General features: G+C 64.8%; 12 protein-coding genes. 7 read left to right on the forward strand and 5 right to left on the reverse strand.

What is annotated here, in order from left to right; all coding sequences use genetic code 11:
- Positions 1-173: 173 nt before the first annotated feature.
- Positions 174-1,301 (forward strand): DMT family transporter, encoded by a 1,128-nt coding sequence (locus AC6I6X_RS20380; RefSeq protein ID WP_497932398.1) that lies wholly within the window; start codon positions 174-176, stop codon positions 1,299-1,301.
- A gap of 201 nt (positions 1,302-1,502) precedes the next feature.
- The gene (locus tag AC6I6X_RS20385) at positions 1,503-2,159 is read left to right on the forward strand and encodes an HTH domain-containing protein (RefSeq protein WP_497932399.1); all 657 of its coding nucleotides are present in this window, start codon (positions 1,503-1,505) and stop codon (positions 2,157-2,159) included.
- A gap of 27 nt (positions 2,160-2,186) precedes the next feature.
- Here AC6I6X_RS20385 and AC6I6X_RS20390 read toward each other — a convergent pair whose 3' ends face one another.
- Both AC6I6X_RS20390 and AC6I6X_RS20395 read right to left on the reverse strand, forming a co-directional pair.
- Positions 2,187-3,230, reverse strand: a complete 1,044-nt coding sequence (locus tag AC6I6X_RS20390; RefSeq protein ID WP_497932400.1) for a hypothetical protein — start codon at positions 3,228-3,230, stop codon at positions 2,187-2,189.
- A 126-nt stretch (positions 3,231-3,356) separates the two neighbouring features.
- Positions 3,357-4,121: an RNA methyltransferase gene (locus AC6I6X_RS20395; protein WP_497932401.1), complete on the reverse strand. Its 765-nt coding sequence runs from the start codon at positions 4,119-4,121 to the stop codon at positions 3,357-3,359.
- A 1,114-nt stretch (positions 4,122-5,235) separates the two neighbouring features.
- On the opposite strand from AC6I6X_RS20395, the gene AC6I6X_RS20400 reads away from it, so the two are divergent.
- The 3 genes from AC6I6X_RS20400 (at position 5,236) to AC6I6X_RS20410 (ending at position 8,724) form a co-directional block, all read left to right on the forward strand.
- Positions 5,236-6,465 (forward strand): Cdc6/Cdc18 family protein, encoded by a 1,230-nt coding sequence (locus tag AC6I6X_RS20400; RefSeq protein ID WP_497932402.1) that lies wholly within the window; start codon positions 5,236-5,238, stop codon positions 6,463-6,465.
- A gap of 80 nt (positions 6,466-6,545) precedes the next feature.
- Complete coding sequence (gene folP, locus AC6I6X_RS20405; protein WP_497932403.1) at positions 6,546-7,739, forward strand: dihydropteroate synthase; 1,194 nt, start codon at positions 6,546-6,548, stop codon at positions 7,737-7,739.
- A gap of 286 nt (positions 7,740-8,025) precedes the next feature.
- The gene (locus AC6I6X_RS20410) at positions 8,026-8,724 is read left to right on the forward strand and encodes a 6-hydroxymethylpterin diphosphokinase MptE-like protein (protein WP_497932404.1); all 699 of its coding nucleotides are present in this window, start codon (positions 8,026-8,028) and stop codon (positions 8,722-8,724) included.
- A gap of 123 nt (positions 8,725-8,847) precedes the next feature.
- On the opposite strand, the gene AC6I6X_RS20415 is transcribed toward AC6I6X_RS20410, so the two are convergent.
- The 3 genes from AC6I6X_RS20415 to AC6I6X_RS20425 form a co-directional block, all read right to left on the reverse strand.
- Positions 8,848-9,795 (reverse strand): MBL fold metallo-hydrolase, encoded by a 948-nt coding sequence (locus AC6I6X_RS20415; RefSeq protein ID WP_497932405.1) that lies wholly within the window; start codon positions 9,793-9,795, stop codon positions 8,848-8,850.
- A 159-nt stretch (positions 9,796-9,954) separates the two neighbouring features.
- Positions 9,955-10,965, reverse strand: a complete 1,011-nt coding sequence (locus tag AC6I6X_RS20420) for a TIGR04024 family LLM class F420-dependent oxidoreductase (protein ID WP_497932406.1) — start codon at positions 10,963-10,965, stop codon at positions 9,955-9,957.
- 236 nt (positions 10,966-11,201) lie between these two features.
- Complete coding sequence (locus AC6I6X_RS20425) at positions 11,202-12,359, reverse strand: tubulin/FtsZ family protein (RefSeq protein WP_497932407.1); 1,158 nt, start codon at positions 12,357-12,359, stop codon at positions 11,202-11,204.
- A gap of 351 nt (positions 12,360-12,710) precedes the next feature.
- On the opposite strand from AC6I6X_RS20425, the gene AC6I6X_RS20430 reads away from it, so the two are divergent.
- Positions 12,711-14,456 (forward strand): ABC transporter substrate-binding protein, encoded by a 1,746-nt coding sequence (locus AC6I6X_RS20430; protein WP_497932408.1) that lies wholly within the window; start codon positions 12,711-12,713, stop codon positions 14,454-14,456.
- Positions 14,457-14,537: 81 nt separating this feature from the next.
- The gene (locus AC6I6X_RS20435; protein WP_497932409.1) at positions 14,538-15,410 is read left to right on the forward strand and encodes a phosphatase PAP2 family protein; all 873 of its coding nucleotides are present in this window, start codon (positions 14,538-14,540) and stop codon (positions 15,408-15,410) included.
- The last annotated feature ends 81 nt before the right edge of the window (positions 15,411-15,491 follow it).

Genomic DNA, 15,491 nt, shown 5'->3' on the forward strand with positions numbered 1-15,491 from the left:
ACCGATGGCGATATGTGTGCTTCGGAAGTCGACCATATAGTTGTAGATATCTACAACGAACGTGGTGATCGTAGCGGCTCGTTTGAATACAGTTCATATGTATGATTCTGCATCCGACAATCGCCGTCCCATTGTAGAAGAATCTAAATACGACTGCAAATTCCGAACCGCTCATGAGAACTGATGGATCCGTTGGAGGGAGATACCAGAATGCAGTGCTCTTTTCGATTCTGGCGCTGTGCTGGGGAACGTCGTTCGTCGCGATCGAGATCGGGCTGGAGTACGTGCCGCCGCTGTTGTTCGCCGGCTTTCGGTACGCGATCGCCGGCGTGCTCGTCTTCGGGTACGCGGCCGTCGTGGCCGATCGGGCGTGGCCGAGCGGACGAACCGAGTGGCTCGCCGTCGGCGTCGCCGGAACGTTCGTCATCGCGCTCTATCACGGGTTGTTGTACGTCGGCGAACTGTACGTCGCGGGAGCGGTCGCCGCAACGATCGTCAGCACGGCGCCGATCCTCACGGCGGCGTTCGCCGGGGTCGCGCTTCCCGCCGAACGGCTCACGCCCGTCGGAATCGTCGGGTTCGTGCTCGGACTGCTCGGCGTCGCCGCCGTCGCACAACCCTGGTCGGCGCCGCTGGGAAGCGGTGCCGTCGTCGGCGCGACCCTCGTGTTCGCCGGCGCCGCCGCGTTCGCACTGGGGACGGTGCTCGTCCGTCCGATCGAGTCCGGGTTGCCGATCGAGACGCTCCAGGCGTGGGCGATGCTCGTCGGCGGCGGGCTGTTACTGGTCTGGGCACCGCTTCGCGGCGAACGCCTCGCCGGGATCGAGGTGACGACGACGGCACTGCTCTCCTTTGGCTATCTCACGCTCGTCTCCAGCGTGTTCGCGTTCTTCCTCTACTTCGAGTTGCTCGATCGGACCGGCGCGACGCAGGTCTCGCTCGTCGGGTACGCCGAACCGGTCGTCGCGATGGGCGTCAGCTGGCTCGTCCTCGACTTCGTCGTGGACGCGCTAACGATCGTCGGGCTGGGAACGATCCTCGCCGGGTTCGTGATCGTCAAGCGGAACGCGCTCCGGCGGGTGGTTCGATCGCGGTTCGAGACGGATACCACGCCGGGTCGGACGCCGATCGCGGCCCGTCGACACGAGCCGAGAGCGGACGGCGGCGTCGAACGAGACGACGCCGGACCGACGGCCGAGACGGATCCGGACCTACGGGCCGATGCGAGCGCGGAACCGCAGCCCCCCGAGCGGACACCGGACCTGCGGGCCGACGCAAGCGCAGAGTCATCGACCGAGTGACCACGTCTCCGCGTCGCGGCTCCCGATCGATTCGGGGAGGACGCTGGCTGTGCCAGGATTGGGATCGGACGTCGCTCCGTCTCCAGGGGAAGAACGGAACCCTGTGACACCGCCGTCGACGGAGGTCGAATGCGACGCTACCGCGTGGGAGGAATTCCCACTAACATTTATATGAGCCAACGTGGCCCGCTTACACAACCGATGACAGCACCGACACCCACGACCGAAACTGACGTCACGACCGTGTGCCACGTGCGCGCGCCGTTGCTCCTGGAACCGGTCGATAGACAGGTCGAGACGCTCCAGGCCTGCGAATCCGAAGGAACGATCGACGACCTGTTGCTTCGGAGTTGGCCCAAGGAAGTCGCCCTGTCGGAATCGACTCCCCACCAGGAGGTCCTCGAGACGTACGATCGCCTCACCGGGTGGGCCGAACGGCAAGGCGTGAGCGTCGAACCGCCGTTCAGACAGCGGACGACCACCTCGCAGGTGACCGGTGAGACGAAGGAGTTGCTCGTGACGCCCCTGCTGTGTCTCGAGGTGTACGCCGACGACGAACTGGTGGGAGTGTTCCCCCACTCGGCGGGCGACGAGACGTACACGACGGACGAGGCGATCGCGTCGCTCCGGACCAGCGACCTGCCGACACCGATCGAGGGAGACGCGCACGTCGAGGAGACGAATTCGGGTGGCTGCCCGACCTGTGACGGCTCACTGATCGACGGACAGGGACTGTACTCGTGTCCGGACTGTGGCTGGGTCGGAACCGTCTCGGAGACCGGTCAGTACGTGTCCCACTCGAAGCCGGACGAGACGTCGGTCCGCCGGATCGCAACGCGCGAAGCGCCGTCCCAGTAGTCGTTCAGGAGAGAACCGGTCGATTCCTCACTCGTCGACGATCTCACCGGCGTAGTCGGCGGTGACCGTCACGCTGGTCCCGTCCCGATCGACCGATGAGGTGTCGGCGTCCGTCCCGAGTTCCGACTCGAGGCGCGTCTCGTCGACGCGATCGTCGCTGCTGTAGACGACGGTGGACGTGGCCCGGGCGGCGACGTCGTCCTCGGTGATCGACAGTCGTTGCTGAACGCCGGCGGCCCCGGTGAAGGCCGTAAAGTCGAAGGTGGGTCCATCGCTCCCGTCGTCAGACGTCTCGTTCGAGAGCGTTTCCTCGTCGAACTCGTCGTCCGTCGTGTACAGACAGACGGCGATACCGTCGTTCTCGCCGGCACGGACGAGTGATTCGAACTCGTCGTCTGTTTCGTGTTTCGGCTCGCGGTCGCCGGCCGCCGTCGCGACGAACCGTTCGACCGACCTGATCGGGTCGAAGTCGGGGTCGTTCGCGTTCGGATAGCTAACGGCGAACACCTCATCGCTGACGCCGACGACTTCGCCGCTGTCGGGATCGGTGTACACGGCGTACGTCTCCGCGTCGGTTTCGACGTCGTAGCCGGCGTCCTCGAGATCGGTACTGAAGCCGTCGAACGCGTACGTCCCCTTGAGCGCGTACACGCCGTCGACGAAGACGAACCCCCCGTTCCCGTCGTCGGTCCGGTCGTTCTGCCGGTAGGGTTCGAAACTCGTCGACTCGGCCAGTTGGCTCAACCCGAACAGATAGTAGTTGAACGTGAACGCCATCGGGTTGCTGAGCAACGGATCGGTCGGTTCCGCGCCGTCTTCGGGCCCCTCGTCGTCGCGAAGCGCAGCGATCGTCGCCTGATCGATCGCCCCGTAGAAGTACTGTCGATCGTCGATTTCGGGGAGGATCGACGCGTACGACGGTAGTTCGCCGGCCGGTTGGTCGTCGCCGGAGGACGCGTCGTCAGGATCGGTCTCGGTCTCGTCGCTCGACTCCGAACAGCCGGCGAGAAGCGCCGTTCCGGCCCCAGCGCCGAGGAGGTGCAGGGCCTTCCGTCGGTAAACCTCTGACATCCCGTATCAGTGATGGCCGGTGCTACATTACTGTGGTGGCTATCGCGACGGGGGCAGGTCGTCACCTGACAGTGGAGTGGAACGTACGGGTCAGTGGAAGTGCCAGTAAGTGAACGTGTGAGTCGGTTACCGATCGGCCGGGCGTTCGGTCGCGCGTCGCAGGAGGCCGAGCAGCGTGTTGGCTTCCCGTTCGGTCAGGTCGGCACGACCGTAGACGCGCCGGAGCATGCGCATCGTCTTCTCGCGTTTCTCCTCGGGATGGTTGATTTCGGCGAGCAGATCCGCCCACTGGTCGTAGAGGCGATCAACGGTCGGTTCGGGAGCGCGAACGCGCTCGACGTCCGGCAACTGGGTGTCGTCGTCCAGGGTGAGCGATCGGAGTTCGTACAGCGTCACCGTCGCGGCCTGCCCGAGGTTGAGGACGGGATACTCGGGACTGGCCGGGATCGAACAGAGTTCGTCGATCCGGGCGAGTTCCTCGTTGATGAGTCCGACTCGTTCGCGCCCGAAGACGAGCGCGGTCGGTCCCTCGACCCGCGGCAGTCGCTCCGCGAGGTCGGCGGGCGTCGAGTAGGGGAAGCGAACGTGACGCCGATCGTCCTCGTTCGTCACGGCGGTACAGCCGATCGTGTGATACGACTCGACGAGGCGATCGAAACTGAGCTCGGTGGCGTTCGGGAGGACGTCCTCGCGAGCGTGCCCGGCGAAGCCGTAGGCATCGCCGTCGGGATCGAGTTCCGGCGGGTCGACGAGGAGCAGGTCCTCGAAACCGAAGTTCTTCATCGCCCGAGCGATCGTGCCCACGTTGCCGGGCGTTTCCGCGTCTACTACGGCGACTGCCGGCGGCGTTCGCCCGGTCGACGACTCGCGGGCGGACTGCTCGTCAGTCATGGGTGGGCCGTCGAGACGTCGATCGATCCTGATAGCTGGTGACTGTACGGAGTCCCGTCGAACCGCTCATACCGGTGGTAGCGACTGTGGAAGCAAAAGTGACGCGTTCGATGCGGTCCGTCATCCAGGTTCGACAGTGGGGGAAAGTGTTCTGGATACAGAGATCGAATGGGATCAGAGAGAAGTGTACGTGGATGGTCTTCGAGGTTACTTCTCTAGATGAATAGTAACTAGAGACTAGAACTAACTAGAAACTAGAACTGCTATTAGAAACTAGTATTAGAAATCAGAAACTAGTGTTAGAACTATATCTGGACCAGGAATATCTGGGCCAGGACCCCGCAGAATCAGAACGGATGGGTTTGAATGCGGCTAGATTTGAACGGGTCACGAAGCGACGTCGAAACGAGGGGCAGAACGCATTCCGGATTGCGATCGAATCGAAACTCCGTCAGACGGACGTCTGATCAGTCCGTACGGCAGCAACCTCCGGGATGACACGGGGACACACCCCCGTCGCGTTTGTAAGGCTACATTCGTGTGGGGGGTCTGTATGGCTACACACCTCCGTCGCGGATGAAAGATCGGGTCGACGGTCGAGCGTCGCGGTCGAAATCGACGGTTCGATCGGTCGGCCACCCACCCGTTCGGCGTTACATCCGCGACGGGGGTGTGCGTGGGGTACCCGGAATCCGGAGTGCCCGGATCGGAGTCTCCTCAGGGGTTTTTCGCCTGGTCGACGTGGATTTCACGCTCCATGTCGCAGACGCCGACTCACCCGGAACACGGTAGAACGATCGTCGAATCCGATCGATACGCCAACAGTTACATCCGCGAGGGGGGTGTCGGTGACCGTGCGAGACGATCGAAACGGCCCGATCGATATCGGTCCGGCGCTCCTTCCGCTCGGTCGAGACGACGATCGACACCCCTTCCGATCGGTCGAGTCGGTAGGACGATACGGACGCCCTTAGAAACGCGAGGGTGGCGACAGGCCGAAATGCTAGTTCTAACACCTCTACCACGACCTTTAGCCGCTCTACGTTCAGATTTACACCCGCGATCGATCTCCATACATTTATTTCAGTTCAGTTGAAAGGGTGCGGGTACTGCAATGTCCGCGAACGACGATCGTGATCCACTCTTCCGGTACGACGATCCGGTCTTTGCCGACGAGCGATTGCTCGAGATCACGCATCTCCCCGGTCCGGACCGGATCGTCGGGCGCGACGAGCAGATGCAACGGGTAGCGGACGCCCTGAATCCGGCGATCTTCGGGAGCGAACCCAACCACCTGTTCATCTTCGGGAAAACCGGTACCGGCAAGTCGCTCATCTCCCGGTCGGTTACCCAGCGAGTGATCACGGAAGCCCAGCACGACGACGTCACGGTCAAGTACGCCTTCATCGACTGTGGGGAACAGAACACGGAAGCATCGATCGTCAAGACGATCGCCCAGATCGTCAACGAACCCGAACGGAGCGGGGTCACCGTCCCCGATCGCGGCCTCGGTACCGGCGACTACTACAAACGGCTCTGGGAAGCAGTCGACGGCTGTACCGACGTCACGATCGTCATCCTCGACGAGATCGACATGCTCGAGGACGACGAGGTGCTCCGAAAGCTCTCCCGGGCGGGCGAGAATCGCCGGATCTCGGACTCGAGTATCGGGATCATCGGCATCTCGAACAAGATCGACTTCCCGGACCACCTCTCCGAACGGGTCAAGTCGAGCCTCTCGCGGGACGAACTCGTCTTCTCGCCGTACGACGCGAATCAACTCGTCGAAATTCTCGAGAAACGACGGGACGCGTTCCACGACGGCGTGCTCTCCGACGACGTGATCCCGCTCACGGCCGCCCTCGCCGCCCAGGAACACGGCGACGCGCGCAAGGCGATCGACATCCTCCGGAACGCCGGCCGGATCGCGAAGAAGCAAGCCGACACGCGGGTCACTGCCGATCACGTCCGCGACGCGAAAGAGAAGACCGAGGCGGATCGGTTCAACGAACTGATCGAGGGCTCGCCCCAGCAGGCCAAGGCGATCCTCTACTCGCTGACCCTGCTCACCGAGAACAGCACGGAGAAGGAGTTCCCGACGAAGATCATCTACAACCAGTACAAGGAGATCGCCCGCCAACTCGACTTCGACGTGCTCTCGGAACGACGCGTCCAGGAGATCCTCCAGGAGCAGAACTTCCTCAACGTGATCCAGTCCGAGCGCGAGGGTCGCGGACGCGGGCGCGGCGCGCACGCGAAACACCGTCTCCTCGAGAACCCCTCGATCGTCAAGAAGGTACTGTTGCGCGATTCGCGGCTGGCGGTCCTGAAAGAAGACGGGTAGCGCGGCCGACCACGATCGTTCGTACCGACCCGGTTCGCCGGAACCGCGGTACCTTTTTGTCTTCCCACCCCAGCGAACGTATGAACAGCGTCGACGCGGCCGGACTGGGGATCGGTGACGAGCATCCGACCCGGATCATGGGCGTGTTGAACGTCAGCGAGGAGTCGCCGTACGATCCCAGCGTCTACGACGATCCGGGCGAGGCCGCCCGGTACGTCGACGAGGAACTGATCGCCGAGGGCGCCGACATCGTGGACGTCGGACTCGAGTCCGCGAACAAACGGTTCGACGTCCTCTCCGCCGAGGAGGAACTCGATCGGCTTCACCTCGCCCTGGAGACGATCGAGAGCGTCTCGGGCGACGCGGTTTACTCGATCGAGACGCGCTACGCCGAGGTCGCCGACGAAGCACTGGCACAGGGGTTCGACATGGTCAACGACATCGCGGGCTTCGCCGATCCCGAGATGCCGACGGTCTGTGAGGACCACGACGCCGCGGTCGCGAAGATGGCGAGTCCGCCGGACATCGAGCGGCCGGGGGCGGTCGAGGAGACGCCGTGGGCCGATCGCAAGTCGCAAACGTGGGCCCGGCAGGCCGACTACGTCGATCAGGTCTACGAGGCGCTGAAACAGCACGGGCTCACGGACAAGACGATCGTCGACCCGGCGTTCGGCGGCTGGAGCGAAGCCCAGACCCTCGCGGACGATCGCGAGACGTTCCGTAGGCTCCGTGAGTTTCGCGCGCTCGGCCAGCCGATGCTGGTCTCGATCAACCGGAAGAACTTCCTCGGCGAGTTCGCCGATCGCGAGACAGCGGAGCGCCTGCCGGTCAGTCTGGCGGCGACGTCGATGGCCGTCGAGCGCGGGGCGCACGTGATCCGGACCCACGACGTGGCGGAAACCCGCGACGCCGCGCTGATCGGCGACGCGTTCACGGAGCGTCGGCGCGCGACGGCCGACGGCGTCTCGATCGCACAGCTCGACGTCCACTCGGGTCGCGATCTCCGACGCCAACTCGCGGAGTACGACGTCGATCCCTCGCTGGCGGACGAGTGGGGGAGGCAACTGCTCGAAATCGATGGACTCGCGCCCGAAGCGCGACGGCAACTGACCGAGGTCGCTCCCGAACACGGCGCGGTCGCGTACGCCGTCGACGACGATGCCGTACTTCTCGCCGGTTCGACGACGGCGGTTTCCGACGTCAGTTCCCGGATCCGGAACGGAGAGAGCGGTCTCGGGGCGATCGGGTTGGCACTCGAATCGGTCTTGCGTTAAGAGAAAGCTTATACCTGATGCATCAAAATGTGTGAGTGGACGCCGGGCGGCCTCCCGGGTAGGGGTACTTTGGAGGCGACCCCCGGCCCACAACACGGAATTATTGTAGTGTTACGTCGACCAGTGACGACGCCGTCGTCGTCGATCGGCGACCTCCCCGATCTCGGTGTTCGGTAGCGTCAGCGCGCCATCGATCCGGGCCGACGCCGAGTCGTCCGGACCCGGGCCGGCTACCGAACGCAGGGCGACCACCCAGACACATGTAGCTCCGGCACCCAGCACGACCATGGAGTTCCACGAGTGGGAACCCGTCTACGAGGCGATCCGTCGCGACTTCGGCTACGATCGCTCGGGCGACGAACGCGCACGGGACGTCCTCGCGTCCCTGACGGAGCCGTTCGATCTCGCTCACCTGTCGGCCGTTCGCGACGCAACCGTCGCGATCGCGGGTGCCGGGCCGTCGATCGAGTCCGATCGGGCCCGGACTCGAGCCGCCGACGCAGACGTCGTCGTCGCCGCGTCGACGGCGGCCGACGTCCTCGAGGCGGCGGGGGTCGACGTCGACTGTCTGGTCACCGATCTCGACAAAAATCCGGAGACGGTACGTCGATTTACCCGGCGCGGAACGCCGGTCGGGGTTCACGCCCACGGCGATAACGTTCCGGCCGTCCGGTCGGTCGTCCCCGACTGTGCGGACGAGTACGTCCTGCCGACGACGCAGGCCAAACCCGCGGGACCGGTCCGGAACTTCGGAGGGTTCACGGACGGCGATCGAGCCGCATTTCTGGCGGACCACCTCGGGGCCGATCGGCTCGTCTTCGTCGGCTGGGACCTCGACGATCCCGCGGTCGGCCCGGTCAAGCGGAAGAAACTCGCGTGGGCCGAACGACTCCTCTACTGGCTCGAGCACCGTCGGGGCGATCGGTTCGACGTGCTCGACGGCCGGCGGAGCGACGTGGAGACGACGGCGCTCCCGATCGACTGATTCGGGACCAGCGGAGACTGGTGGCTGATCAACTCGGGGACCAGCGGGAACTAGCAATCGATTGACTCGGGGACCAGCGGGATCCGGCGATCGACTGCCCGCAAACATCGAGACTGATCGGTTTCAGCGGGGTTCGTATCGCTCCGGATCGATCGTCACTCGTTCGACCGTTCCGTCGCGGTCGAGCGATCGGAGGTGTGCGGCGGCCTCGCCGACCCCGAACTTGGCGTGGATCCCCGTGAGGTCGCCGAACAGGTCCCGGGCGAGTTTCCACGGCGTCGCCGGATACGGGTCGGTCGTCTCGAGCGCCGCGAGAACTCGTCGCGATCGGTCCCGGTGGTGGGTACGAATCTCGTCGATCCGATCCGGATCCAGCCTCGTTCCGTGCCCGGGACGCAGCGTCTCGGGCCGGTTCGACAGCCGATCGAGCGTCTCGCGAAACGCCGCGAGCGGGTCGTACTCGGCAGTCGTTCCCTCCCGCTGCGTCGAGAGCGTCCGGGTGTCGCTCCCGCCAACGTTCGGCGTGTACGTCGGGAGGATCGCGTCGCCGACCAGCAGAACGTCGTCGATCGCGTACGCGGTGTGGCCGAGCGTGTGCCCGGGCGTCGAGAGCGCCTCGATTCCGGCGACGCGATCCCCGTCCGCGAGCGGTTCGACCGTGACGGCGTTCGGCATCGGTGACCGCGCATCTCCGTCAATGACGCCGTCGACGACGTCGTCCGGGACGCCCAGTCGGTGCATCGTCTCGGCGTCGCGTTCGAGTCGCCGCTCGCGTTCGATCGCGTAGTCTGCGACCAGTGGTGCATCGTCGGAACCCATCGCGATCGTCGCATCGGCCGCTCCGGCCAGGCGCGGTGCGAGGCCGGCGTGATCGACGTGCCAGTGCGTGACGAGGACGTACTCGAGGTCGTCGATGGCGACGCCGACTCGATCGAGCCCCTCGCGGAGGGCCGCCCAGGCATCGTCGGTCGGCGGCCCGGGATCGACGACCGCGCGGTCGCCGACGACGTAGGCGCTGTTGGTTCCCTCGGGTGAACCGTCCCCGATCGCGATCCGATCGACGTCCGCCATGCCCCGACGTGGCCTACCGATCACCGTCAGTCTCCCGGTTGCCCCGTTCCGCTCGATCCTCCCAGTTCGGCCTCTCGCTCCGAACGACGACTCGTCGTCACGGTGCCGGTCGTCTCCTTCGGGACGCTCGGCCCGTTCGCGGCCGCCCGTAACGAGGGACTAGGCCCCGTCGCCGGGCGCGAACGCTTCGATCGTCGATTCGATCTCTTCGCGTGAGGCGCCGCGCGGGAAGCCGATCGCGACGTCGTCGACGCCCTCGATGTCTTCGAACTTGCGGAGTTCTTCGCGGGCGCGCTCGGGCGTGCCGGCGGCACCGAGATCGTCGAGCAGGTCGTCAGAGATGGCGGCGAGGGCCTCCTCCTGGTCGCCGCTCGCCCAGGCCGCGGCGATCTCGTGGGCCTCGTCCTCGTAGCCCTGTCGCGAGAGCGATTCGCGGTAGTAGGTCCCCATCGCACCGACGTAGAACGCGAGGTGCTGGCGCGCGAGTTCGCGGGCCCGATCGCCGTCCTCGAGGGCACAGGCGGTCATCGAGAGCGTGACGCGGACGTCGTCGGGATCGCGATCGCCGAGTTCCATCCCGCGGCGCAGGTCGTCGAGGCGCTCCGCGAGTCCGTCGGGGGTGAAGACGGTCGCGTGCCAGCCGTCGGCGAACCGGCCGGCGAGTTCGACGGACTTCGGCCCCATCCCGGCGGCGTCGATCGGAACGCGCTCTTCGGGCGGGTCACACCGCAGGCGAAAACCCGCCAGCGAGAAGACGTCGCCGTCGTAGTTCAGCGTCTCTCCGGACATGACCGTGCGCATGATCTCGATGTACTCGCGGGTCCGCCGGAGCGGCCGATCGAAGTCGACGCCGTGCCAGCCCTCGATGACCGCCGGGCCGCTGGGGGCGATCCCCATCCGCAGGCGCCCGTCGGCGACCTCCTGGAGCGTCGTCGCGGTCTGGCCCAGCAGAGCGGGCGACCGCGAGTAGACGTTGACGATGCTCGGTCCGAGACCGATCTCGTCGGTCTCGCGGGCGATGTCCGTGAGGACGGTGACGGCGTCCCGGCCCCACGTCTCGGGGAGCCAGGCGTACTCGTACCCGCGATCCTCGCCGAGCTGGGCGAGGGCGGTGAGTGATTCGACGCTCGGCTGTGCTGCGACTGGCAGGTGGAGACTTCGATCTGACATGGACGATCACGCTGTCGAACCGCGACGGTCGGTCTCACAGGAGCGACGACGGCCGATCGGACGGACCGTGTGAGCGGTTCACGTTCGGGGACACTCAACCAACGCTCTTAAAGTTGTCTGATACGATCGGGTGTGGATAGCCGACGCTACCTCGGTATCGAACGACTGCGCCGGCATCGCAGTCGGGATGCTTCCATCGGGGTACCAGGACCCCACCGAAACCTCGACGGCGGGCGCTAGAAGAGCGCGTCGAGTTCGCCACCGGTGTCGATCAACGTCTCGAAGTCCTTCTGGGCGGACGCGCGGACCTGCTCGGTCGTCTCCTGGGCCTCGATCGCGACCTGCTGGAGCTGGTCGACTCGCGGGACGTCCGTGACGCCAGAGAGGAGGACAATCGCGCCGACCTCCCGGCGGTCAGGAATCGGGAAGTCGCCGCCGCGGATCTCCATGCTCGCCGTCTCGTCCTCGAGCCACTGGCGGCCGCGCTCGACGCCCTTGCGGTTGAGATGCTTAGGCGGGCCGGTCGCGACGACGAGGCCGCGATCGGCGCTCGAAACGTCACAGGGCAGCGTGAGTCGACCCAGCGTCGCCTTCCGGACGAGACTCGTCATCCGGTTGACCGAATCACCCTCGTCGAAGCCACTGCTTCCGGTAAACGACGAGAGGAGTCCGTCGCCCGCGTCGACCGTCTCGCGGGCGTAGCCGATCGTCGAGATGCCGTTCGAGAGGGTATTGATGATCTCCGAGGAGTCGACGACGCTCTCCGCCACGTGGTCGCCATGCTGGACCTCGCCCGCGGCGAACAGCAGCCCGAACCGTTCGACGATTTCCTCGTTGATCCGCCCGTAGCCGCTCTCGACCGATTCGCCGGCGCTGCGCCAGACGTCGTTGTCGAAGACCAGCAGGTTGTCGACCTCGCGGACGAACGTCTGGAACGATCGGGCCGCGTTGAGGGTGTAGATACCTCCCTCGTCGGTTCCAGGGAGGATACCCAGGCCGTAGATCGGTTGGGTGTAGATCCGCTTGAGGTGTTTCGCGAGCACTGGTGCGCCGCCCGACCCCGTCCCGCCGCCCATGCCGGCGACGATCAGGAACGCGTCGATTTCGTGGACGGAGATCCGATCGATCGCGCCCTGTATCTCGTCGATGTCTTCCTCTGCGACCCGGGAGCCGAGTTCGTTGTCGGCCCCGACGCCGTGGCCTTTGACGCGGGCCTGTCCGATGAGCACGCGGTTCTCCCGCGAGACGTGCTCGAGTCCCTGCAGATCGGTCGTCGCGGAGTTGACCGCGATCGCCGATTCGACGAACCCGCCGCCGATTCTGCTGTCGAACGCCAGGAACTCGTCCACGACCTTCCCGCCTGCTTGCCCAAAGCCGATGAGTGCGAGTTTCATAGCTGTCTTCCGTGGCCGTTCACCCGGCCAGTCGATCAGCGAGGACCGATCGCGATCGCTGGCGTGTGAACGAATGCCACGACTGTGCCGTTGCCGGTAGCGAGTATTGTTATGCCGATCATATACGTCTAGAAAAGACTGTCTTCGATTCTATATGGTCATCCAAACGCGAGATACACGAATCAACGATAGTATTTTATTCGTATGATTTATACTAGTACCAATCCGAACCAGTACCGAGGCCGGCGTTCCGCGTCGATCGATCGGTGGTCCGTCGAACTGGTCGGCCCCGATCGAGATGTCGCTTCGAGAGTAAGTCCTATACACCGTGGTTGCTTACTGACGGGCCACATGGAGGACGGAGGGCCGCCGGTGACGCGACGAGAGCTGGTCGCAGGAACGAGTGCGGCAGGAGCCAGTGCCCTCGCCGGGTGTACGGAACGGTTCTGGTCCCAGGCGGAAAACGACGGTCCGGAACAGGTGTCGCTCACGATCAAGTCGGCCCCGACGGACGACGACGTCGTCGCGGCCAAGATCCTGAGCCAGCTCCGGGAGAACTTCCGGGCGGCAGGTATAGCCACGACGCACGAACCGATCGCGAAGGCGGACCTCTACCGCGACGTACTCTTGCAGAACGACTACGACGTGTTCGTCCTGAAACATCCCGGATTCGACGAATACGACGCCGTTCGCGGCCTGTTACACTCAAGGTACGTCAGCGAACGAGGGTGGCAGAACCCGTTCAACTTCTCCGACGTGACGGCCGACGAGCACCTCGAGGCGCAACGACAGTCCGGCGTATCGGAGCGGCGGGAGACGCTCCGGGAACTCTTCGAGTATCTCGAAACCACGGCGCCGTACACCGTCGTCGCGTACCCGTATCGGTATGGCGGCTGTCGACGGACGCTCGACGTGTCGCGTCCACCCCGGTCGCTCCTCGAGTACGTCGATATCATGGGTCGCGAGGAGAACGCCTGGGTCGACGATCGACCGCTCGAGGTGGGCGTCTACGGCGAGGACCTCACCCAGCGGCTGAATCCGATCGTCGTCGATCGCAACCGGATCGACGGCCTGCTGGAACTGATTTACGACCCGCTCGTGCGTCGCCGGGAGGACGAGGTCATCCCGTGGCTCGCGGAATCGATCGACTGGGACGAAACGGGGCCCCTGGAGGCGGAGGTCAGACTCCGCGACGGGCTGGTCTGGCACGACGGGACCGACCTCGATGCGGCGGACGTGGCGTTTACGGTCGAATTTCTCAACGATACGTCGCGAGGTGCGATCGATGGCGGCGTTCCGGCTCCTCGATATCGGGACCGACTGTCGCTCGTCGACGACGTCACGACCGTCGATGTGCGGACCCTCCGCTTCTCGTTCGGTGATACCGTCCGGCCCGTCGCCACCCGGGCCTTTACCGCCCCGGTGTTGCCGGAACACATCTGGGCCGATCGATCGACGGCCGTCGCGGAGCGACAGACCGAGGCCCTCGTGACCGACAACGAGGAACCGATCGGATCCGGCCTGTTCGCCTTCGAGGAATCGACGGCCGACACCGAACTCGTCCTCTCTCCGTTCGAGGACCACGTCTTCCGCCGGCGGACGGACGATCGACCGGACGCGTTCGAGGACTTCTCCCAGTTCGACGGCATCCGGTTCCAGATCGCACCGAACCCCGGTTCGATGGTCGAGACGCTCGTCGACGGAGGAATCGACGTCACCGTGAGCAACGTCCCGCCGGAGCACGCCGAAACCATCCGTTCCGCCTCGGACGTCGCGGCGATAGTCGGACGTACCGACGGCTTCTACATGATCGGCTACAACGTCCAGCATCCACAGCTCAGCAATCCGCACTTCCGCCGGATCCTCTCGCGGCTGATCGATCGCGAGTACGCCGTCACGGAGTACTTCGACGGCAGGGCCGACCCCGCGACCACGTACAGTTCGCTGTTCGGGTTCGCCGACGGGGAGTGGGTACACGAAGAGGAACCAACGATGCTGATGTTCCCCGGAACCGACGGCGAACTGTCGGTCCCTCGCGTCCAATCGCTGTTCGAGGACGTGGGCTACCGGTACGAGAACGACCGATTGATCGAGTGACCGAGCGACGTCTGCGACGGTGGTCGGAGACAACCGGTCGCTATTAATGGTATCAGCCGTGTAGTTGTAACCGAATTCCCGATGTCGCTGGCCGGAGTCGTTCTCGAACTGACGTTCGTCGTGGCGACGATGCTCGGGACCGCGGCACTGGTCATCGTCGGTCCACGGCGGCTCGTGACAGCGTTGCGTGGGTTCCGGTGGCGTATCGAGGCCTGTGCGCTCCCGTTCGTCGCGCTCGTCGTCGTGCTGTTCGTCCGGTGGTCGACGCGGGACGTCGTCCATCGACTCGAGCGACGAGTCCTCGGGACCAACATCACGCCGTACCTATTCGACCTCGAACGAGCGGTGTTCGGGACGACTCCGGTCGCGTTCCTCCAGTCGTTCCAGACCGACTTCCTCACCTCGTTTTTCGTCTTCAGCTACATCTACGGCTACGCGTTCTTGCTCCTGTTCCCGCTGATCGCGTACTTCGCGCTCGACGAGATGGATTCCCTCTCGATGCTGGTGCTCGCGTTTACTGCGAACTACGCGATCGGACTGGTGTGTTACGTCCTGTTTCTGGCGTACGGGCCGCGAAACGTCGATCCACTCCTGTTCGACGGCCTGCTCTACGAGTCGTTCCCTCAGGCCAGACACCTCACCAACCAGGTCAACCAGAACACCAACGTTTTCCCCTCGTTACACACGTCGCTGTCGATGACGGTCTTTTTCGTCGCGTGGCACACGCGCGAGAAGTACCTGCTCTGGGTTCCGATCGCCGGGTTCTTCGCGATCAGCGTCTCCCTGTCGACTATGTATCTCGGTATTCACTGGTTCTCTGACGTGGTCGCGGGGACGATTCTCGCGTACGTCAGCGTCTACGTCGGCCGCAATTACACCGTCAAGGGGATCCTCGCGTCGGTACGGGAGTTCCTCGTGACGACGTTCGAGACGAGCGGCAAACCCGACGGCTGACCCCTCGCTCGGAGCGGGAGACGACCGATACCGCCTCTCGCTGATTGCCGGGCCGACCCCCGACGGCCGCTCGCCGGTCGC

The organism is Halosolutus sp. YCN4 (assembly GCF_059736495.1).

Excerpts from the sequence above, each read along its gene's own strand:
- AC6I6X_RS20425 (WP_497932407.1), bottom strand. The coding sequence starts at position 12,359 with ATGAAACTCGCACTCATCGGCTTTGGGCAAGCAGGCGGGAAGGTCGTG.
- folP (WP_497932403.1), top strand. The coding sequence starts at position 6,546 with ATGAACAGCGTCGACGCGGCCGGACTGGGGATCGGTGACGAGCATCCG.
- AC6I6X_RS20410 (WP_497932404.1), top strand. The coding sequence starts at position 8,026 with ATGGAGTTCCACGAGTGGGAACCCGTCTACGAGGCGATCCGTCGCGAC.
- AC6I6X_RS20400 (WP_497932402.1), top strand. The coding sequence starts at position 5,236 with ATGTCCGCGAACGACGATCGTGATCCACTCTTCCGGTACGACGATCCG.
- AC6I6X_RS20395 (WP_497932401.1), bottom strand. The coding sequence starts at position 4,121 with ATGACTGACGAGCAGTCCGCCCGCGAGTCGTCGACCGGGCGAACGCCG.
- AC6I6X_RS20435 (WP_497932409.1), top strand. The coding sequence starts at position 14,538 with ATGTCGCTGGCCGGAGTCGTTCTCGAACTGACGTTCGTCGTGGCGACG.
- AC6I6X_RS20380 (WP_497932398.1), top strand. The coding sequence starts at position 174 with ATGAGAACTGATGGATCCGTTGGAGGGAGATACCAGAATGCAGTGCTC.
- AC6I6X_RS20420 (WP_497932406.1), bottom strand. The coding sequence starts at position 10,965 with ATGTCAGATCGAAGTCTCCACCTGCCAGTCGCAGCACAGCCGAGCGTC.
- AC6I6X_RS20415 (WP_497932405.1), bottom strand. The coding sequence starts at position 9,795 with ATGGCGGACGTCGATCGGATCGCGATCGGGGACGGTTCACCCGAGGGA.
- AC6I6X_RS20430 (WP_497932408.1), top strand. The coding sequence starts at position 12,711 with ATGGAGGACGGAGGGCCGCCGGTGACGCGACGAGAGCTGGTCGCAGGA.
- AC6I6X_RS20385 (WP_497932399.1), top strand. The coding sequence starts at position 1,503 with ATGACAGCACCGACACCCACGACCGAAACTGACGTCACGACCGTGTGC.
- AC6I6X_RS20390 (WP_497932400.1), bottom strand. The coding sequence starts at position 3,230 with ATGTCAGAGGTTTACCGACGGAAGGCCCTGCACCTCCTCGGCGCTGGG.